The following is a 20,332-nucleotide window of genomic DNA, read 5'->3' as shown; positions in this document are numbered from 1 at the left end:
CGAGGGTGTTTCGATGAGCTCGCCGAACGTGGTCGTCTACGCGGGTCCGACGATCTCCGCCGGCGAGGTCCGCGGCGTCGTGCCGCACGCGCGGGTGCGGCCGCCCGTCGCCCGGGGCGACCTCCTCAGCGAGACCTGGAGCCCGGACGACACCGCCGTCATCATCGACGGCTACTACCGCGAGAAGCTGGCGGTGGGCCACAAGGAGATCCTGTGGCTGATCGACGAGGGCGTGCACGTCGTCGGCGCGGCCAGCATGGGCGCGTTGCGCGCGGCCGAGCTGAGCCCGTACGGCATGAGCGGCGCCGGGACCGTGTTCGACATGTACGCGACGGGCGAGGTCGACGGCGACGACGAGGTCGCGGTGCTGCACGGGCCCGCCGACCTGGGCTACCCGGCCGGGACGGTCGCGCTGGTCAACCTCCGGTACGGCTGCCGGGAGGGGGCGAGGACGGGCCGGATCCCGGCGGAGGCCGGGGAGCGCATCGTCCGCACGGCCAAGGCGATGCCGTTCGCGCACCGCACCTGGCAGGAAATCGACGCGGCGGTGGACTCCGGCGACCGCGCCTGCCTGGAGACGCTGCGGCAGATGATCGGCACGGGGGAGTGGGACGTCAAACGGCTGGACGCGCTGGCCGCGCTGCGGGCAACCGGCGAGCGCCGCGCCGGAAGGCCCGGCGAGCAGCCCGGTGAGAGGCCCGGCGAGGAGTCCGTGGCCTGGACGGCCGACACGGCGCTGACGGGGATCACCCACTACGAGGCGCTGAAGTGGCGGTCGAGGCGCGAGTACGCGCCGGGCCGGTGGATGACCGACCTCGACGTCGTCACCGCGGGGCGGTTGTTCGGCGACGCCTATCCCCGCATGCACGAGGAGACTCTGACGGGCCTGCTGACCGGCTTCGCAGCCGCCCAGGGCCTCGACCTGGAGGCGTACGCGCGGGCCACGCTCGGGGTCGCCGCGGCCGAGCCCCTGCCGCCCGTCCTCGCGTCGTGGCTCACCGAGACGGAACGCGCGGCGCTCCCTGCCGGAGAGCAGCTGCGGCTGGTCATGGTGCGGGTCTGGCCGGTCTGGCAGTCGGAGGACTGGCGGCCGGTCGTGCTGGAACGGGTCCGGGAGTCGGCCCACTGGCAGGAGTGGTCGGAGATCGTGGCCCGCGCCGACGAGGCGGCGGAGCGGACCCGCGGGCGGCTCGCCGTCCCGCCGCCGGAGATCTGCGCCAGGATCTTCCTGCGCCACTGGCACGGGAAGGGGACGTCGGCCGAGGTGGAGATGGCCCGGCGCGGATTCACCGGCCCGCAGGAGCTGGGAAACGCCGTCAGGAGGTTCTTCGCCCTCGACGTCCAGAACGCGCGTGCCTCCGGGAACCGCTGACGCCGGCCCGGCGCGGGGGCAGGTGCGGCCCGCGTCCCGGAACGTCCGTGCATCCGCGTGAGGAGAGGGTCATGACCGTGACCACACCCGGGCAGCCGTCCGGCCCGGCCGCGCAGCCGTTCGATCCGGCGGCCGCGCGGCACCGTCCGGACCCCCATCCGCTGTTCCACCGCATGCGCGAGCACGCGCCGGTCTACCGGTACGTGAGCCCGGCGAGCGGCCGGGTGCTGTGGTACCTGACCCGGTACGCCGACGTGCAGCGCGCGCTGCTCGACCCGGACGTCGGGCGGCAGCTCGACCGGCTGCCTCCCGGCCTCGCCGCGCCGCACCGCAGGGCCGAGCTGCGCGACCCGCTGGCCATGCTGCGGCGCAACGTCTTCCACCTCGATCCGCCCGACCACACCCGCATCCGCAGGCTGATGGCGCCGGCCTTCGGCGCCCGCACGGTAGCCGTGCTGGAGGAGCGCGTCCACCGGGTCGCCGGCGAACTGGTGGACGGCATGGCCGCCGCGGGCGGCGAGGCCGACCTGATCCGGGAACTGGCGCTGCCGCTGCCGGTCCTGGTCGTCGCCGAACTGCTCGGCCTGCCCCCCGGGGACCGCGCCCGGCTGCGCGGGTGGAGCGACGAGATCGTGGGCAGCGGGGACGCGGGCCGGGTGCGCCGGGCCGGCCTGGAGTTCGTCGCGTACGCCAACGAGAGGATCGACGAGCGGCGGGCGCGCCCGGGGGACGACCTGCTGAGCCGGCTCGCCGAGGCCGAGCAGGCGGGCGGGATCAGCCGCGCCGAACTGGTCTCCAGCGTGTTCCAGCTGCTGCTCGCCGGGGACGAGACGACGGTCAACCTGATCGGGAACGGGATGCTGGAGCTGCTGCGGCACCCACGCCAGCTGGATCGGCTGCGGGCGCGCCCGGAGCTGATCGGCTCGATGGTCGAGGAGGCGCTGCGGTACAACGGCCCGGTCGGGCACTCCCGCCCGCTGTACGTCCTCGCCGACGTGGAGATCGGCGGGACCGTGATCCCCCGAGGAGACGTGGTCGTGCCGGTGCTGCTGGCGGCCAACCGCGACCCGGCGGTCTTCCCCCGGCCGGACGTCTTCGACATCGGCCGCAGCCCGAACCGGCATCTGGGCTTCGGTCACGGCGCCCACTTCTGCCTCGGCGCGGCGCTGGCGCGGCTGCAGGCCGCGGCCGCCATCGGGGCGCTGGTGCGCCGCTTCCCCGGGATCGCCCTCGCGGTCGACCCCGCCGACCTGGAGTGGACGCCGGACCTGTTCCTGCACGGCGTACGCCGCCTGCCGCTGCGGTTGCGGCTGGAGGCGGGCGTCGCGTGACACCTGCCCCGCACCTGTCAGAGACCCCGAAGGAGCAGGACCATGAGTGACCGACCGCGAGGCCTCGCGGGGCAGGCGAACCTGTCCCGGATGGCCTTCGGCTACGCCACCTCGCAGATCCTCTACGCGGCCGTCCGGCTCGGCGTGCCGGACCTGCTCGCGGAGGAGGCCGTACCGGTCGCGCGGCTCGCGGAGCGCACCGGGTCGGACCCCGGCGCGCTGCACCGGCTGCTCCGCGCGCTGGTGGTGCTGGGCGTGGCGGAGGAGGGGGAGCCGGGAAGCTTCACGCTGACGCCGCAGGGGCGGCCCCTGTGCGCCGATCACCCGTGGTCGATGCGCTCCAGCCTCCTGCTGCTCGGCGACCCGGCCACGTGGCAGGCGTGGGGGGCGCTGACCCACAGCGTGCGGACCGGTGAGACGGCGTGGGACCACGCGCACGGCGGCCCGCTGTTCGACCACCTCGCCCGCCACCCGGACCTGTCGGCGGTGTTCAACAGGGCGATGCGCGAGGGCACCGAACGGATCGCGCCCGCGCTCCCCAAGGCGTACGACTTCAGCGGCGCGCAGACCGTGGTCGACGTCGGCGGCGGCAACGGCACGCTGCTGGCGGCGGTGCTGGCGGCCGTCCCGGGCCTCAAGGGGATCCTGTTCGACACCGCCGAGGGGGTCGCGGGCGCCGACGAGGAGTTCCGGCGGTCGGGCCTGTCGGACCGGTGCGTCATCGAGACCGGCGACTTCTTCGAGGCCGTGCCCGGGGGCGACGTCATGCTGGTCAAGGGCGTGCTGCACGACTGGGACGACCGGCGCTGCGTCGCCCTGCTGCGTAGCTGCCGCCGGTCGATCGCGGCGGACGGACGCCTGCTCGTGCTGGAGCCGGTGATGCCCTCCGCCCTCGGCACGCCGGGGGCGGCCGGGGCCGTCATGAGCGACATCGCGATGCTCGTCTACACCGGCGGCCGGGAACGCGGCAGGACCGAGTTCCGGGACCTGCTCGCCGCGGCCGGGTTCGACCTGACCGAGGTCACACCGTCGCTCGGCGGCTCGGAGATCCGGATCCTCGTCGCCCGGCCCGCCTGACCTCCTTGGTCCAGGGCCGCGCCGTCAGCCCGGTCGAGGCCGGTGGCAGTGTGATGCCGGTCGCCGTTCACTCCAGATCCTCCCACCCCCACCGGTCGGCGGCGCTCCCGTCAGGTTCCCGCCCGAACCGGAACCGCTCCTTGTGACCATCGATCTGCATGAACGCTTCGAACAAGCCCGCGGCGAGCAACCGTTCGGCCAGTGCGGTGATCTGGTCGTGTGCCCGGACCAGGCTCAGACCGAACATCAGCAAACGCGGTTCGTCTGGGACACCCGGGTTGAGCGTGGTGTTGGCGGCGGGATCGCGTGCCAGCAGCGCGGCGATCTGGTCACGCGCCTTGGAGAAGTACAGGCCGACCAGCAGCGCGCCCACGCCGCAAGGGTCGTCGAGAAGAACGCGGCCGGCGGGATCGCGGGCCAGCAGCGTGGCGACGTGGCTACGGGCTTCGGCGACGTCCAGCGTCATCAGCAGCAATCCCACAGCGTTCGGGTCGTCGAGCGGGGCGTGTGCGGCGGCTCGCTGGGCCAGCGCGGTGAACTGCTCGTGTGCCCCGGCCTTGCGCAGGCTGTCCAGCAGCGCACGCAGATCAGCCGTGTCGTCGAGGGGGACGCGGCCGGCGGGGTCGTGGGCCAGCAGCGCGGCGATCTGCGTGTGCGCCCCAACCTCGTGAAGACTGTTCAGCAGCCGCGCCACGGTCAGCGCGCTGTGGCGGTTGTCCAGCGGGAGGTGGGAAGCGGGGTGGCGAGCCAGCACCGCGGCGATCTGCGCGTGCGCCTCAGCCGCATGCAGGCTGTCCATCAGCAGTCGGCCCACGCTCAGCGGGGCGTCGTCCAACGCGGTATGGGCGGCGGCTCGCTGGGCCAGCGCGGTGAACTGGTCGTGCGCCCCGGCCCTGCGCAGGCTGGGCAACAGCCGCAGCAGGCTCAGCGCGCTGTAGTGGGTGCCCAGCGGGATGTGGGCGGCGGGATCGCGGGCCAGTAGCGCGGCGATCTGGTCGTGCGCCCCGGCCTTGCGCAGGCTGTCCAGCAGCACACCGACGCCGAGCGGGTCGAGCGGGGCGTGTGCGGCGGCTCGCTCGGCCAGCGCGGTGAACTGCTCGTGCGCCCCGACCTTGTGCAGGCCGTCCAGTAGCGCACCCAGATCAGCGGGCCTGTCGAGAGAAACGCCGCTGACGGGGTAACGGGCCAGCAGCATGGCGATCTGGTCGTGCGCCCCGGCCCTGTGCAGGCTGTCCAGCAGATTCCCCACGTGGAACGGGTCGTCGAGACAGGCGTGGGCGACAGCCCAGCGGGCAGGGCGTCGATCGGTGGGATCCAGTTCGTGGAGGCGACGGACGAGGGCGCCGGCGGCTGGGACGTTCCCACGGCTGACGGCCTGCTTGTGGAGCTGGGCGCCTTCCCGGTACAGGCCGCGGGCCCAGGCGGCGTCCCCCAGGACGCCCAGGTCGGTGGGGTGGGCGTGGGCGGCCGCGGCGGTCCAGAGACCGACGGGTGGGATCTGGTCGGCACGGGTGACGCGGCCATGCTGGTCGAGGTAGTCGGCCAGCCGGTACACCGGCTCACCGTCGGGGTCCACCACTGTGGCCGCAGGACCTCGGCCACGGCCGGGGCGGACGCGGGTGAGCGGCCCGCGGGCGCCCTTACACGGCTCGGCGGTGTAGGCCAGTGCCTGTTCGAGCCAGTCCTCCCCGGCCGCGTCCCACTCCGTGTCGGTCAGGTAGGCCGGTGCGGCCGTCTTGAGCAAGGCCAGCGGGATGGTGGTGCCGTGCCCGAGACGGCGGAGGTCCATCGCCGCCCAGATGACCGCTTTGGCCGCGGGCTCCGCGGTTTCGAGCCGCTTCAGCAGCTCCGGGCCACCGGCCAGATACTGGTTGATCTTCCCGTCTACGGCGTGCTCGACCGCCTCGGCCAGCCTGGCATCGGCCTGGGCGGCCCGCCGCATCGCCTCCAGGGCGGCCCCGGTGAACTCCTCCGGCACCTCGATCACCACATCGTCGAGCAGTTGCGCCACCTGTGACCCCGAACTTCGGGTCAGGTCGGCGTGGTGCTTCCGCCACAACGTGCCCAGCACCAGCACCGGCGCCCGCGCCCGGTCGGTGAGCAGGGCACGCAGCTTGGCCGCGACCCGCTCCCCGCCCTCACCCACGTACTCCTGGGTCTCGTTCAACCAGAGCACCGTGCGTGGGCCCACCCGGTCCAGCTCCTGCAGCGCCGCTTCGCGCCGGGTCGGGTCGAAGGGGTGCCACAACCGCCACCCGCCCGCCGCACGCAGCGGCCCAAGGGCTTCCCAGCACGCCCGGGTCTTGCCGGCCGAGGAGCCGGCCACCAGCACCGCCATCGCACTCGTGCCGCCGAGAACCCGATCGACCACCTGGCCCAGCCGCTCGTCGTGCACCCGCCGGACGTACGACGGCAGCACGCCCACCGTCGCGCCGTCCACAGTGATCGGCCGGTGCACCTCCAGCACGAACGGGTCGGTCACCTGGTCCAGAGGCGTGCCCGGCCGTCCCGACTCCAGCACCGTCCGGGCGTCGGCCGCCCGAACGGCCCGGCTGGTCTCTCCGGCGCGCCGGCGGGCCTCGGCGATGTGGGCATCGCGCCAGCACCGCTTGTCCCACAGCCCGGCGGGCTCACCGGCCCAGGCGTGCGTCGTCCGGCGGGCGTGCTCTCGCACCGCGTCCACAATCCTGATCAGCGGGTCGATCTGCTGGGGGAAGCGGGCGCCGCGCAGCCACGCTCCCACCGTGGTCGGGCTCACCCCGGCAGCTTTCGCCAGCGTCCGGTCCGACGGCTGCCCATCCAGCGTGATCCGACGGCGGAACCGAGCCAGTGCGGTGAGCAGCACGGCCAGGTCCGGTTCCTGGTCCGCTGCCTCCACTGCTCCCCCTGTCCGCCCATCGCCCGCCATGGGGTGTCCATTCACCCCGTGGACATCCCACGCACTCGCCCTGACCTCGTTGCGCACAGTAGGCCGTTCACCGGCCGCTACGCGGCAGTGTGTCCAATCTGCGACCAACCGGCTCCAGGACACCCGTCTGGTCGGCAAGCCTCGGCTCATCAACCCCTGGCCTCGTCCGCCAGGGACACCCCACCGCCCAAGGGAGCACCCGATGAGCCAGGTACAGATCCTGTCCCTGCTGCTGGCCCTGTCCTCTGCCCTCAACATCGCGATCACCGCCGCACTGATCGCCCGCCGCAGCAGCGCCGGCACCGCCAACGCGCTCCTCACCGGCGCGGGCGCGGCAGCCACCTTCCTCGGCCTGTACTTCGCCGCCGTCGCCGCCTACCAGTGAGCAGGCCGTTCACCCGATTCCCGGCATCCGCGTACATGACGCATCGACGCGGGGGGATCACGCGGCGTGGAGCCTTCGGAAAGGGCTTCGGCGGGCGCGCGGTCTCAGGGGGCCGCGGCGGCGAGGCGCGAGCGCAGCCACGCGGCCAGGCCGGGGTACTGCCCGATCGCCTCCTCGCTGGTGAGGAGGGGCTCCGGCCGCCCGGACAGGGCCCGGGCGATCTCCGGCCTGTCCGTCGCGGTGTCGTCGGAGAGCAAGGTCTGGGCGGCGAAGAGCCCGGCGGCGATCCGTGGGTTGCTCAGCTTCGCCTGCGCCAGGCGGGTGCGGATCTCGCGTTCGAAGGCGTTCGGCTCGCGTCGCGGCGCGCCGTCCCGGCCGGTTCCCGCACCGGCCCGTTCAGCCGCGCCTGCGCCGGTACCTTCAGCCCGCTCTCCTGTGCCTGCGCCGGCCTGTTCGCCGTCGGCCTCGACCGCCATGCGCCAGGACTGCTCCGCCTCCGCCGCCAGTGCGGACTGCAGCCCGGGAAACAGGGCCGGTCCGATCCCGCCGTGCCGGGTCAGCTCCTCGTCGAGCCGGAGCGCGCAGCGCGCGGCGACCGACATCCCGTGCGAATGGACGGGGTTGACCGCCACGGCCGCGTCGCCGATCACCGCGAACCCGGCGGGCAGCCGTGCCCGCTCGAAGAACCGCCTCCTGTTGACGGTGTCCCGGTACGGCCGGATGAGTCCGAGAGGGGTGGCCTCCGCCATGAGGTCCGCCACGAGGGGGTCGCGCAGCGCGCGGGCGAAGGCCGCGAAGCCCTGCTCGTCGGTGGGCGGCTCACCACCCCGGGTGCCGGTCAGCGTGACGACCCAGCGGCCGTCCTCGACGGGGAACAACGTCGCCCCCCGGGCCGGCCGTCCCGGGCCGGGCCCGGGATGCAGCATGATCGCAGGAATCGCCGCGGCGAGGCCGGCGGGCGCCCGGTAGAGCCGGGTGGCGTAGGCCAGGCCGGTGGCGACGGTCGTCTCCTCGACGTTCCGGACGCCGATCTCGGCGAGCCATCGGGGAGACGCCGACCTGCGTCCCGTGGCGTCGACGACGAGGTCCGCGCGTACGGTTTCGTGCAGGGCGCCCCGCCTGCTGACCGCCACCCCGCCGACCCGGGCCGCGTCCCCGAGGAGTCCGAGCGCGCGCGTGTCCTCCCACACCGTGACGGCCCCGCTCGCGAGCGCCCGGCGCCGCACCATCTCGTCCAGCAGCCCGCGGGTGCAGGAGATCAGGTGGGCGTCGGTGCGCATGCGGCGGAACCAGCCGTCGGCGGTGAGGATCAGGGCGTCGCCGGGGAGGCCGCGCAGCTGCGCGCCGTGCGCGAGGAGGGCGCCGACCGTGCCGGGCAGCAGCGCCTCCAGCGCTCTCGCGCCGCCGGCCACGAGCACGTGGCTGTGGTGCGACTGGGGCAGCCCCCGGCGCGGGCGGGGACCGGACGGGTAGCGGTCGCCCTCCACCACCACGACCTCGTCCGCGTGGCGCGCGAGCACGGCGGCGGCGAGCACCCCCGCGAAGCCCCCGCCGAGGACGACCGCCCTGCTCATCGGCCCGAAGCCGGAGGACGCGGCACGACGGTGACCGTCCGGACGCGCACTCCTCCAGCCGGCTCCCGGCCGATCGGGACCGAGCCGGGCGCGACCGAGCCGGGCGCGTCCGGGCTGGTCGCGTCCGGGCTGGTCGCGTACGGGGCGGGCGCGGCCGGGCCGGTCACGTGGCGGCCTTCTCGGCCTTCTCGGACGGGACCTCCTCGATCAGGCCCTGCTCGATCATCGTGCCGATGAAGTCCCGCACGTCCGCCACGATCTGCCTGCTCATCGCGGAGCTGCTGCCGGCGAACTCGCGGGACAGCTTGAACATGACCGGCTCACGTTCGCCGTCGCTCGCAACCAGCTTCCATATCCGGGAGCCGGTGTCGTTCAGGCTGTGGAAGTCGCCCGTCTCCGTGTGGTAGAGCGAGACGCCCTCCCCGGTCTCCTGCCAGATCACGGCCTCGCTGATCCGGAGTGACACACTGACCTCCTCTATACCGGCGTGATGGGAAGCAACTCGCCGACCCTGACCGAGCCGGGCGAGGGGGGAACATAGGTCTTCCAGTCGTCGAAGACGGGATGGACGTCGCCGTTGACGACCAGGCGGGGCGTCGTCATCTCGCGGTCCTTGGTGGCGAGCTCCGACCGGTCGACCCCGGCTTCGAGCCACAACTGCGTGGCGACGCCGTGCCGCAGGATCCGGCACTGGTGACGGCTGTTGCGCCGCAGGTCCTTGGACTCGGACATGTGGGAGGCCCGGCATCCGCCGCCGCAGGACGCCTTGATGTAGCACTTCGCGCAGTCGGCGTGGTAGTCGCCGCCGAGCACGGTGCTGGTGCGCATCCCGCGCAGGAGCGGTCCGCCGAAGATCTCCGCCAGCGACTGCCGCCGTACGTTGCCCGCGTGGTGCGACCGCCCGGTGACCAGCTTGCACGGATACACGTCGCCCAGCGAGTTGATGTAGATCTCGTTGCCGCCCATCCCGCAGTTGGCCTTCACCGAGCACGGCGTGATCGGCCGGGGACCGTCCGGCAGCAGCTTGCCGGCGGCCGGTGACGTCCAGGTGAGCCGCTGGATCCGCATGTGGTCGTCCCAGCCGAAGTCGTACTCGTCGCTCTCTCCCCGGCCCAGGTCGTTGTGGTACATCAGCCGGATGCTGTGCACCTCGAGCCCTTCGGCGAACTTCGCGAAGTCCTCCAGCTCGTCGACGTTGTCCGAGGTGACGATGTGGTTGATCCGCGGCACCACGCCGGCCTCGTTGAGCAGCTGGAGGGCGCGGTAGGTCCGGGCGAAGGAGCCGGCGCCGCGGGTGCGGTCGTGGGTCTCGGCCGTGCCGCCGTCGACGCTCACCGTGACCATGCCGAACAGCTCGGCGAACCGTCTGGCCTGGGCGAGCGTCCTGATCATCGTGGCGTTGGTGATGATGTTCGACGTCAGCCCGCTGTCGTTGGCGTGCTCCACGATCTGGAACAGGTCCTTGCGGAGCATCGGCTCGCCGCCGGTGAAGATCATGTTTCTGGCGCCGAAGGCGGCGACCTGGGAGACCAGATCGAGTGATTCGGCGGTGGTGAGCTCACCGGGGAGGCACTTCTCGGACGAGGCGTAGCAGTACGGGCAGCGGAGGTTGCAGCCGTCGGTGATCGCGTAATACACCTGGTGGAGCGACGGCTCCCTGAAGGTGAGCTCCGGGCGGTTCCCGTCGTAGTAGACGAGGTAGTTCAGGATCAGCTTGGCGAGCGTCCGATCGGTCTCGTCGGACCCGCCGGCCTCCGTCTCGTCGAGGCGGGCCTGCTCCCCGCCCGCCCCGGGACGGGCCAGGGCCGCCAGGACGGCGAACTCGCGCGCGTTGAGCACGCACCGGCCACCCACCTGCGGGTTGACGACCAGGTACTCATCGTCGTGCACGAAGTAGGTCAGGTCCGCCGGTACTTCCATCAACGAGCGGTTCCGGGCGAGTTTCCCAGACATCATTCCCCTTACGCTCCCAGCCGCAGGTGCGGCCCCAGACCTCTGTGGGCGACGCGCGGCCGGAGCCGCACCCGCGACCTGTCCGGACTAGTCCGCCGCGCCGGATCCGGAGCCCGACCAGGCCCCGCACAGGCACTTGGACTCGACGGGCACGGTGTGGGCCTCCACCTCGGGCCGGGACCACTCGCCGCCCGCGCCGGCGTGCGCCAGCACACCGGGCAGCGCGGTGGGGAGCTTGTCCTTGAGCGAGATGAGCAGGTTCACTTCCTCCTGGGTCAAGGTGGCGAACGCCGCCTCGACTTCGGCTGCCAGGGGGCTGTTGAGGACGCCGGCTTCACGCAGAGCTTCCCTCGGATCGAAGGCCATGCCTTCACCTCTCTGTCTGACGGGGGAATGCGGTGTGAATCGAGTATGCGCAGGTGAAAAGGGGGTGAGAAACCCCACAAACGTGGGGATAGCCGCTGCCCGCCGGTCGGGTGACGGCCGGGAGGCGCGGCTCGACCTACATGCGCGATCCACCGGCAGCCGGCCTGTGGACAACGTCCTCGGCGCGGCCGGGACGCTGTCAGAATCGTGAACTCCGTGAGCCCCCGGCGGGGGAGGGCGAAGCAGGAGGACACATGGGCAGGGCGGACCGGGAGCGGAGCAGGGCCGGGGAGAAGACGCGCGGAAGCAGGTGGCGGGCGCCGGCCGGTGGGGCGCGGGCCTTCCCCCGGGAGCGGGGAGAGTCGTCGCCGGAGGAGATGGTGGCCGGACTGCTGTCGGCCGCGGTGGACGCGCGACTGAATGCGGGCAGGCCGGAGTTCCCGCGGCTCGTGGAGACGCTGGCCGGCGACCCCGGACTGCGGCCCGTCGTCGACCGCGCGTTGCTGGGCATGCTCGGCGGCAACCTGGCGCGGGCCTGGCGGAACGGGTGGATGCCGGCCGACGTGGTCCGGCTCGTAGGGCGGCGGTTCGGGCCGCGGCACGCGTGCCTGGCCGTCGACGCCGTCGCGGCCGAGATGCGGGCCTACGCCCCGGCGACCGTGGACGAGCGCTGGCAGGACCAGCTGACCGCCCTGGACGCCACCGTCTGGTGGGGGAGAGACGAGGAGTACCTGCGCGAGGACGGCGACCGGACCGCGATGGTCGCCCGGGCGCTGGAGGTGATCATCCTTTTGGCCACGCTGCAGCCGCTGGAACGGCTGTGCCCGCCGCCCGGTTCCGCGCGCCGTACTGCCCGGACGGCCGGCCGGGTGGACGAGCGGATGCTGGCGCGGGTGCGGGCGCTGCTGGCCAAGGCCGAGTCGACGGAGTTCGAGGCGGAGGCCGAGACGTTCACCGCCGCCGCCCAGTCGCTGATGGCCCGTTACAGCATCGACGCGGCGCTGCTGGCCACCGGAGCGGCGAACCGCCCGGACGACGAACCGCAGGGGCGACGCCTGGGGATCGACGCGCCCTACGAGGAGCCCAAGGCGGTGCTGCTCGACGTCATCGCCTCGGCCAACCACTGCCGGTCGATCTGGAGCCGCCACCTCGGGTTCGCCACCGTGCTGGGGTTCCCCGCCGGCCTGGCGGCGGTGGAGGTGCTGTTCACCTCCCTGCTGGTGCAGGCCACCACTGCGATGCGGCAGGCCGGAGCCCGCCGGGACGGCGCCGGCCGGTCCCGCACGCGGTCGTTCCGGCAGTCGTTCCTCGCCGCCTACGCCTGTCGGATCGGCGAACGGCTGCACGAGGCGGCGGGGGAGGCGGTCCGGCAGGCGGCGGCGGAGACCAGTAGAGACCTGCTGCCGGTGCTGGCGGCCAGGGACCAGGCCGTCGACGCGGCGATGGAGAAGATGTTCCCCGAGCTCAGCATGGTCAGGACGGGCTCGGTCAGCAACCGCGAGGGCTGGATCTCCGGCCGCGCCGCCGCGGACCAGGCCCTGCTGGACGTGCACCCGAAGATTCCCTCCGGAAGTTCGTGAGCGGGAGCGCGGCACGGAGAACGGTTGACTCGACGAGCTGCCTCGCATCACTGCTTTTTGTTAGTGTTTCGCCGGGATCGTCGCTGGGTCGGGCTTGGGAGGATCGTCGTGTCAGGTCCGTTCGGCGCGCCTCCGCAGCCCGATGGGCTCACCACGACCGCCGAGTTCGTCGCCGCACTGGGCAGTGTGCGCCAGTGGTCCGGCCGGACGTTCCGGCAGCTCACCGCCGCCGCGAGGGCGAACGGCGACACGCTCCCCGCCAGCACCATCGCCGGCGCGCTGGGGCGGGCGACCCTCCCGAGGGAGGAGTTCGTGGCCGCGTTCGTACGGGCGTGCGGGCTCGACGAGACGGAGTCGGCTCGCTGGGTGGCCGCGAGGAAACGCCTGGCCGCCGAGATGCCGCTCTCGTCCGGCACGCCCGGCGGTCCCGCCGGCCGGGTCCCTGGGAGCCCGGCGCGGCCGGAGTCCCTCGCTCCGGCCGGACCCGGAGACCAGAACACACCGGACGGCGACGGCCCGGACCGAGACGCACCGGACCGTAACGCCCTTATCCAAAACGCATCAGACCAGAGCGCACCGGACAGGCGACCCCTGCGCCCGGCGTCACGAGGGGCGCAGTGGCCGGCCCTGGTGGGCGTGGGAGCGGGTGTCCTTCTCCTGCTCCTCGCGGTGGTCTCGGTCCTCCCGTCGCTCTACGGTCCCCAGCCCGGTGGCGCGACCCCGGGGCCCTCGCCTTCACGCGTCGGCGCGACCGCGGCGAGCGACCGCTTGCCGTCCGACGGGTGGTATCACATGGTTCCCGCGCACGTCGCGGGGGGCGGCCTGTGCATCGGGGAGGGGCGCGAGCGCAGCGGAAGGACGGATCGTCCGCTGGCCGTGCAGCGTCCCTGCGCGGGCCTGGTCCCGGACACCTTTCTGCGTGCGGTCGGTGACGGCGCATGGCAGATCGAGTGGCATCATCCTGTGGAGGGCCCCGGCTGCCTCACCGTGGACGAGGCGCTGAAGGCCTCCGGTGCGCTGATCGCGCCCGCGGAGTGCATGGGAGCGCCTCACCAGCAGTTCCTGCTGAAGCCCGCCGGATCGGGATTCGTCGTCCAACCCCTGCACAGCGGCCTGTGCGTCGGCGCGCTGTACGGCGAGTCCGACATGCGGGCGGGGGCGGAGATCGCTCAGAAGACCTGCACGGGACGGCGCGACCAGGTCTTCCTCTTCCGCCCGGCGCCCGCGCCGACCTGGACGCCACGCTGACCCGGCGGAACGGGTCAGTGCCGGGCGGGGGCGCGGAACACCTGCCGGGTGTGCCAGTCGATGTGGCCACCGTCGACGGGGTCGAGCCCGCGCTGGGGTTCCCGCAAGGGCCCACCAGCGGACGTGCGCGGCGTCCAGGCCGACCGCCGTGCCGTCCAGCCACCCTTCGTACTCGCAGAAGGCGCAGCGGTACTCGTACGCCACGAGCACGCTCTCGCGGAACGCCGGGTCCCGGCGGGCGACGGATGGTGCGGCCTGCCCGGCGCCGGAGACCTGGTCACTGAGTTCGAGGCCCACGAGGCGGCAGATGTCCGGATGCAGGGACGGCTCGAAGTTGGCGTCCAGCAGGTGCCGCGCGAGCCGTACGACGAGGCCGGAGTCGTCGGTCAGGGCGCGCAGCAGGTCGGGGTGGAGCCGTCGGCCTGGCCCTCGCGCAGCCGCCCGAGGGCGTAGAGCAGCAGGAGCGGTTTGTGCGGCGCCCGCTCGCCGTGCCGCTTCCAGGGCTTGATGCCGGCGACTCGCTCGACCCAGTCCATGACCGGCACCCTACGGTGATCTTCGCCCGTGCCGGGCGCCTTGTGCCCGAGTCGATACCCGCGCACGCTCCGAGGAACGCCTCGTCGAGATGCCGCCGGCGGCCGACGCCTTCCGGAACATGGCCCGTCACCGTCGACGTGGCCCGGTATTGGGGTGGCGATGCGCCTGTAGTGGCCATATATCGTGCCTGCGTGGAAGATCTCGTCATTTCCCGGCGCCTGCGCGTTCCCGTCGACGTGGAGGGGGACGGCACGCCCGGTTGGGGTGAGGTGGCGGCCCGGCAGCTTGACGCGGCGCTGCTCAGCGTCGGCTTCACGTGTTCGCCGGCGCTGCTCGACCGCCTGGCCCGGCTGCCCGGCGAGCAGGTGATCGACCTCGGCGTGCGGGTCCTGGCCGCGGTCCGCCGCCTCGTGGGCGACCACGTCGTACACAACGCCTACTTCGTCGACTTCCCGAGGAACGTCCCGGACACCCTGGAGTTCTGGGCGGGGCTGCTGCGCGAGGCCATGCTCGACCCGGTCGCCGCCGCCCGGCTCCAGCCGGGCACCCTCAACCTGCTCGATCTGCCGCGGTACGGCCGCTACCAGCACACCTACGCCGATCTGCTGGCGGCGCACGACGAGCTGATCCCCCTGGCCAAGGACCGGGTGACCGTGCTGGAGCTGGGCGGGAGCCTCCGGGACGAGGCGCGGGAGCTCTACTTCTCGCTCGCCGGCTCCGAGGTCCCGCTCGCCGCCGAGGACCTCACGGCTCTGCGCGCCCTCGCCGCCTTCTGCGCCGGCGACCGGCCCGAGCACGTCCCCGTACGCGAGAACCGGGCCGTCGTCAACGAAGTGCGGCTGGCCGCCGGGCAGCCGCTGCTCGTCGACACCGTGACGGACGTGCTCAGGGTGGCCGCGCTCTGCTCCGAGGGTGACGTCACCCTGTCCACCCCCACCCGCCTGCGCTCCTTCCGCCGGGCCGAGCGCCGGATCCTGCTGGCCGCTCTCGACGCCGTCCCGGCCGCCAAGCACGGGGACGTGCTCCGGCACCGGGAGCAGTGGAAGCGGCTGGGCGAGCGCCTGCACCCGCACGAGTACCCTCAGTTCCCCAGCGCGGCCGAGGTCTTCGACGTGGCCAGGGGTGTGCGCGAGGCGGTCAGTTTCGGCGGCCGGGTCGAGGCCGCGCTGGCCGGGGGCCGTACCGGCGATGCCGTCGCACTGCTGGAGCACACGCCCGGCGCGCTGCTGCGCCGCCTCGACCATCTGCTGCGTACGGGCGGCGGCTCGGCCGTGCTGGAGGCGGCGGAGCGAGCCGCCGCGCACGCCTCCGGCCGCGTGCTGCTCTCCCTGCGCGAGCACCTGCAGAACCGGCTCGCCCCCGTGGACCGGGTCTTCACGAACCGGCACGGTAAGGCGTGGGCGATCCCCGACACCCGCTCTCCGCTGGACGAGGAGGCACTCACCCGGACCCTCGCCATCCTCGACGAGGAGATCACCCGCCGCCTGCCCGACCCCGGCGAGCTCATCGTCGACCCCGCCGTGCTCGACGTGGCGCTGCCCCTGTCGGGCAAGAGCGCCGCGCCCGGGCTCGGGGTGCTGCCCCGCGGCTCCCTGTCACCCGTGGACGGTGAGCTGCTCCGGTTCTTCGTGTACTGGCGCCAGGCCGCGCGGAGCACCGACTACGACCTGTCCGCGCTCATGCTCGATGCCACGTATGACAACCCGACGCACATCTCCTGGACGTCCTACGGCAACGACTTCGCGACCTACTCGGGTGACCTCACCGACGCCGCCGAGGGCGCCTCGGAGTTCATCGACATACGACTTCCGCACGCGACTCAGCCGATCGTCATTCCCCAGGTCCACGTCTACGCCGGGGAGCGGTTCGACGAGGCCGCCGAGGCGTTCTTCGGCTACATGACCAGAGACGCCGTGCAGGAGGGCAGGCCGTTCGAGCCGCGTACCGTCCGGATGAAGTCCGACCTGCGCGGGTCCGGCCGCATCGCGCTTCCGCTGGTCTTCCTGCGCGGGGACGACGGCGCCTGGCGGGTGAAGTGGCTGCATCTCTACCTGTCCGGCCATCCGGCGTTCAACCAGGTGGAGGGCAACCGGGTCACCACGTCGCTGCTCGTACGCTCGATCGTGGAGCGGGACCACCTCCGGGTCGGCTACCTGGCCGACCTGCTGCGAAGCAAGGCCTCGGCGGGCGGTCACGTCACGTACATCGGGCTTGAGACACCCCCCGGCCTCCCGGAGGGAGCGCGCGTCTACACGCCCGCGACCCTGCACGAGCTGATCCCCGCCTGATATCGTGAAGATCGCGAGGCCATGGGAGGGCTTCCTTCTACCTCTTTGGGAACCGGTTTGCCCGCAAGGGCGCCTGTCTAGTCCGCCCGCTTTCCTCGCGCTCCGGCCCGGGTGAGGCCATTCGGGGGCTTCCTTCTCTCCTGGTTCGATTCCAGGTGGGCCCGTGACGGGCCTGCTGGCACATCCAGCCTCCGAGCCCTCCTCACCCGGCCGACCAGTCCCCGCGGCGTTCAGCGGGCTCATCGAGGACACCGGGAGACGCCGATGGACCAACGCAGGCTGGTGCGGGTCTCGAAGTACCTGGCCAAGCATCTGCGCCACGAACCCGAGCGCATCGGCATCGAACTGGACGCGCACGGCTGGGTCGCCGTCGACACGCTGCTGACGGCGGCGGCCGCGCACGGGTTCCCGATCTCGCGTGCCGAACTGGAGCAGGTGGTCGCCGACAACGACAAGCGGCGATACGTGATCGACGGCGATCGGATCCGCGCCAGTCAGGGGCACTCGGTGTCCGTCGATCTCGACCTGCCGGTGGCCGAGCCGCCCGCGATCCTCTATCACGGCACGGTCGCCCGGAACGTGGAGGCGATCCGCGAGGAGGGTCTGCGGCCGATGGAACGTCACCACGTCCACCTGTCGCGGGACCGGGAGACCGCCACCCGCGTCGGCGCCCGCCGGGGCAAGCCGGTCGTCCTCGTGGTGGACGCTGCCGCCATGCACGCGGCCGGGCATCGGTTCCGGCTGAGCGCCAACGGCGTCTGGCTTGTCGACCACGTCCCACCCGACTACATCCGATAGCCGGCGTCGGGGTCGGCGTTTCATCGCCTCGACAACCGAACTCCGGGACCGGCTTCCGTAATCCAGGAGTCACGGTCCGGGGTGAAGGGCTACGCTGATCACTGTTCGTGACTGACGGCTACGCTTGGTCAGGGCGCGGTCGCCGCTGCCACGCTGACGGCGTCGTCGTGACCTTCGATCTGCGCGGGGAGGTGCGAGGATGGCCATCATGAGCGTGAGCCGGCGAGATGCGGCTTTGGAGGGACTGGCCGAAGCGATCCGGAACGTCACCGTTCCGGACGCTCCCGCCGTCATAGACGCCCTTGTCGAACCCTACGTGGACTCTGATGGTGAGTCCGCGCTCAAGGCCACGATTGTGCTGGACGCGCCCGACGAGGGCGGCTGGTCGGCTGACTTCACCCACGCGTTGCGTCGCCGGGTGAACAGGCTGGCCGTCGAGCACGGGCTCGATGAGCACGTGTACGTCTCCCTCTTCACGGAAGAGGAGTTCGAGTCCCGCGAAGACATCGACGAGTACCTGGACGACGACGCTACTCCCGCCATCGACCGGGAATTGCTCCAGGATCAGCGGGACTGGTCGTGAGACGAGCCTTCAAGGCCGACGACTACCTTCATCTCGCTGAAACGCTCGCAGGTTTCAAGGCGGAGCCGCGTCACCCTCGGGCCGCATACCTCCGTCGTGCGACTTCTACCGCCTACTATGCCCTTTTCCACGAACTCGTCCAGCACGGCGCGAAGCGCGCCGGAAGGAAAGGACCGAGTGAGCACAAGCAGGCGATCGGCCGCTGGTACGCGCACGGCAATTTCAAGAAAACCGCTCGTTGGGTGCAGGACATCGGTGCCGGTCGCACGACTCCCAACCCCGTTCGGCTTCTTATGGTCGATCCCGGCAACCAAGCGGTCCCTACTGATCTCGAAGTGTTGTCCGACGCCTTCGGCGAGCTTCAGGAGGCGCGGCATGGCGCAGACTACGACCCGGCCTTCGCCGCCACTCGCCTGAGCACGCTTGCACACATCAATACGGCGCGTTCAGGCATTGACGCCATCAAGCGAATGGACAAGGCCAACCTGCACCAGTTCGACATGTTTCTTCTGCTTGCCCTCGGCGGCGATCGCATGATCAAGAACAGCTGAAGTGTCATGACCTCGACCGGCTGGACGTGCGGATCCGGGTCGCGAGGTCCGCGAGGCCAGGTCAACCAATCGCTCGGCGGGGGACGATCGGCAGGGTGATGTAGGAGTCCGGGTAGACCTTCTGGTGCTGGACGACCAGGTCCGCCTCGCCGGAGTCGGTGCGGCCGGTGCCGGGGTTGCGGTCGAAGCGGGGGAAGTTGGAGCTGGATATCTCCACCCGGATGCGGTGGCCCGCCTTGAAGACCTGGCTGGTGGCGACCAGATCGACGACGAACGTCCCGGACGGCACGAGAACCCGGACGATGCCGTCGATCACGCTTATCGCCCGGCCGTCGGGGTGGACGTCGACGAGCTTGGCCGTCCAGTCGGTCGAGGCGGCCGAGGTCTCCGCGTGGAGGGTCACCGACACCGGGCCGGTCACCTCGACCTCGGAGGTGAGCACCTCCGAGGAGTAACAGAGCACGTCGGGCCGTCGTTCCACGTCCCGCTGGTCCTGGGGACCGACGTTGGTGGGATCGGCCAGCAGGGTCGGGCCGCCCACGGTCGGGACGGGGTCGCGTGGGTCGAACACGAAGACGGCCGGCTCCGCCGCCGAGGGCGGCTCGGGGGAGAGCAGGCCGTCCGCGTGGAGGTAGTAGGGGATGCCGACGGCCCGCTCCAGCGGCCAGGCCTCCTCGTCCCGCCAGACGTCGTCGCCCATCACGAAGATCCGTACCGCGGGGCCGGTGTCCTCACCCGCGAGAAAGGCCATCTGCCGCTCTTCCAGGCCGATCGCCTGCGCCGAGGCGGCCGCACCGAAGAACAGCCGCCCGGTGCCGGTGGCACCCGGCGCGAGGTGGGACCACGGCCCGATGACCAGCGGGCCGCCGAGGCGGCGATGGTTCTCCAGCGTCCCCGCGAGGAACAGGTCGAACCAGCCCGCCACGTGCATCACCGGCACCTCGACGCGGTCGTGCCGCAGCGTCTCGGCCAGGCCTTCCCAGTACGCGTCGCGCGCCACGTGCGAGGTCCAGTCGCCCCACCACGGAATGCCCGGGACGCCTCCGACCGGCAGGGTGCGTACGGCGGTCTCCTGGTCGTCCAGGACCCGCAGCACCTCGCCGAGAGCCGGGCCGACTTCCTCCCCGGCCTCCGCAGCGTGCAGCAGACCGAGCATCGCCTGGAACGCACCCCAGTTCAGGGCCGACCCCAGCGCGAAGGCCCCGCCGTGATACTTCAGGCCGTCGTGGAAGTCGTGCGGCGTCATCGCCGCGACCACCGCCTTGAGCCCCGGCGGACGGGTGGCCGCCGCCTGCAACGCGCACCCGGCGAGATAGGACATGCCGCTCATGACGACCTCGCCGTTCGACCAGGGCCGCGAGGTGATCCAGCCGATCGTGTCGTGGCCGTCGGCGCCCTCGTCCAGCCACGGCCGGAACTCGCCGTCGCTGGTGCCGCGCCCCCGGCAGTGCTGCAGCACGACCGCGAACCCGGCCCGCAGCGCGGGCAGCACCGGCGCCGTACGGAACGAGTCCTCGCCGTACGGCGTGCGCACGAGCAGCGTCGGGAACGGGCCGCCGTCCGCCGGGCGGTGGACGGAGCCGCGCAGGACGGTGCCGTCGCGCATCGGCATGGGGGTGTCGTGCTCGGCGATGACCGGCAGCGGCGGGCGGTTGAGCTTCGGCATGCGGAATCCTCGGGTCAGGGCGTGCTCCGTCCACCGGACAGTACGACGAACCGCCGCACACCGTGACGCTCCGGCACGGCCATACTGGGGCGGTACGGGCGCCTGCCGGAGGCGG

General features: G+C 72.3%; 17 protein-coding genes and 1 pseudogene. 10 read left to right on the top strand and 8 right to left on the bottom strand.

Annotated features, from left to right (window positions below):
• The first annotated feature begins 13 nt into the window (after positions 1-13).
• The 3 genes from FED44_RS14135 (at position 14) to FED44_RS14125 (ending at position 3,780) form a co-directional block, all read left to right on the top strand.
• Positions 14-1,372: a TfuA-like protein gene (locus FED44_RS14135; protein ID WP_138460895.1), complete on the top strand. Its 1,359-nt coding sequence runs from the start codon at positions 14-16 to the stop codon at positions 1,370-1,372.
• 71 nt (positions 1,373-1,443) lie between these two features.
• On the top strand, positions 1,444-2,703 hold the full coding sequence (locus FED44_RS14130; RefSeq protein ID WP_138460894.1) for a cytochrome P450 family protein: 1,260 nt from the start codon (positions 1,444-1,446) through the stop codon (positions 2,701-2,703).
• A 42-nt stretch (positions 2,704-2,745) separates the two neighbouring features.
• Positions 2,746-3,780 carry a methyltransferase gene (locus tag FED44_RS14125; protein WP_138460893.1) on the top strand — a complete coding sequence of 345 codons (1,035 nt, stop codon included), beginning with the start codon at positions 2,746-2,748 and terminating at the stop codon, positions 3,778-3,780.
• A 67-nt stretch (positions 3,781-3,847) separates the two neighbouring features.
• On the opposite strand, the gene FED44_RS14120 is transcribed toward FED44_RS14125, so the two are convergent.
• Positions 3,848-6,658, bottom strand: a complete 2,811-nt coding sequence (locus FED44_RS14120; protein ID WP_138460892.1) for a hypothetical protein — start codon at positions 6,656-6,658, stop codon at positions 3,848-3,850.
• A 232-nt stretch (positions 6,659-6,890) separates the two neighbouring features.
• Here FED44_RS14120 and FED44_RS14115 point away from each other — a divergent pair, with 232 nt between their 5' ends.
• Entirely contained in the window at positions 6,891-7,073 is a 183-nt protein-coding gene (locus FED44_RS14115) for a hypothetical protein (RefSeq protein WP_111700759.1), read from the top strand.
• 104 nt (positions 7,074-7,177) lie between these two features.
• On the opposite strand, the gene FED44_RS38080 is transcribed toward FED44_RS14115, so the two are convergent.
• The 5 genes from FED44_RS38080 to FED44_RS14095 form a co-directional block, all read right to left on the bottom strand.
• Entirely contained in the window at positions 7,178-8,647 is a 1,470-nt protein-coding gene (locus tag FED44_RS38080) for an NAD(P)/FAD-dependent oxidoreductase (RefSeq protein ID WP_138460891.1), read from the bottom strand.
• Positions 8,644-8,814 carry a hypothetical protein gene (locus FED44_RS35780; protein WP_167521464.1) on the bottom strand — a complete coding sequence of 57 codons (171 nt, stop codon included), beginning with the start codon at positions 8,812-8,814 and terminating at the stop codon, positions 8,644-8,646. The genes FED44_RS38080 and FED44_RS35780 overlap by 4 nt, the downstream gene beginning before the upstream one ends.
• A complete protein-coding gene (locus tag FED44_RS35775; protein ID WP_165900673.1) occupies positions 8,811-9,113 on the bottom strand; it encodes a PqqD family protein in 303 nt (100 codons plus the stop codon). Before FED44_RS35775 ends, FED44_RS35780 begins: the two co-directional genes overlap by 4 nt.
• Positions 9,114-9,124: 11 nt before the next feature.
• Complete coding sequence (stsB, locus tag FED44_RS14100; RefSeq protein ID WP_138460966.1) at positions 9,125-10,600, bottom strand: StsB family radical SAM/SPASM domain sactipeptide maturase; 1,476 nt, start codon at positions 10,598-10,600, stop codon at positions 9,125-9,127.
• 87 nt (positions 10,601-10,687) lie between these two features.
• Positions 10,688-10,966: a StsA-related sactipeptide RiPP gene (locus FED44_RS14095; RefSeq protein WP_111700756.1), complete on the bottom strand. Its 279-nt coding sequence runs from the start codon at positions 10,964-10,966 to the stop codon at positions 10,688-10,690.
• A 254-nt stretch (positions 10,967-11,220) separates the two neighbouring features.
• Between FED44_RS14095 and FED44_RS14090 the strand changes: the two genes are divergently transcribed.
• Both FED44_RS14090 and FED44_RS14085 read left to right on the top strand, forming a co-directional pair.
• Positions 11,221-12,546, top strand: coding sequence for a DUF2786 domain-containing protein (locus tag FED44_RS14090; RefSeq protein WP_111700755.1), 1,326 nt, complete (start codon positions 11,221-11,223; stop codon positions 12,544-12,546).
• A 108-nt stretch (positions 12,547-12,654) separates the two neighbouring features.
• Complete coding sequence (locus FED44_RS14085) at positions 12,655-13,794, top strand: hypothetical protein (protein WP_138460890.1); 1,140 nt, start codon at positions 12,655-12,657, stop codon at positions 13,792-13,794.
• A 14-nt stretch (positions 13,795-13,808) separates the two neighbouring features.
• Here the strand turns inward: FED44_RS14085 and FED44_RS38295 are convergent.
• Positions 13,809-14,330, bottom strand: a pseudogene (locus FED44_RS38295) (hypothetical protein).
• 192 nt (positions 14,331-14,522) lie between these two features.
• Between FED44_RS38295 and FED44_RS14075 the strand changes: the two are divergent.
• The 4 genes from FED44_RS14075 (at position 14,523) to FED44_RS14060 (ending at position 18,551) form a co-directional block, all read left to right on the top strand.
• The gene (locus FED44_RS14075; protein WP_208758965.1) at positions 14,523-16,619 is read left to right on the top strand and encodes a TerD family protein; all 2,097 of its coding nucleotides are present in this window, start codon (positions 14,523-14,525) and stop codon (positions 16,617-16,619) included.
• Between the two features lie 264 nt (positions 16,620-16,883).
• Positions 16,884-17,417, top strand: coding sequence for an RNA 2'-phosphotransferase (locus tag FED44_RS14070; RefSeq protein ID WP_111700753.1), 534 nt, complete (start codon positions 16,884-16,886; stop codon positions 17,415-17,417).
• Between the two features lie 199 nt (positions 17,418-17,616).
• Positions 17,617-18,000: a hypothetical protein gene (locus FED44_RS14065; RefSeq protein WP_111700752.1), complete on the top strand. Its 384-nt coding sequence runs from the start codon at positions 17,617-17,619 to the stop codon at positions 17,998-18,000.
• Positions 17,997-18,551, top strand: coding sequence for a hypothetical protein (locus FED44_RS14060; protein WP_138460889.1), 555 nt, complete (start codon positions 17,997-17,999; stop codon positions 18,549-18,551). Before FED44_RS14065 ends, FED44_RS14060 begins: the two co-directional genes overlap by 4 nt.
• Before the next feature lie 61 nt (positions 18,552-18,612).
• On the opposite strand, the gene FED44_RS14055 is transcribed toward FED44_RS14060, so the two are convergent.
• Complete coding sequence (locus FED44_RS14055) at positions 18,613-20,217, bottom strand: CocE/NonD family hydrolase (RefSeq protein WP_138460888.1); 1,605 nt, start codon at positions 20,215-20,217, stop codon at positions 18,613-18,615.
• Positions 20,218-20,332: the final 115 nt, after the last annotated feature.

Source organism: Microbispora triticiradicis (assembly GCF_005864065.1).
Taxonomy (GTDB): domain Bacteria; phylum Actinomycetota; class Actinomycetes; order Streptosporangiales; family Streptosporangiaceae; genus Microbispora; species Microbispora triticiradicis.
The sequence above is the reverse complement of the archived record's forward strand: the minus strand, read 5'-3'. Positions and strand labels throughout refer to the sequence as shown.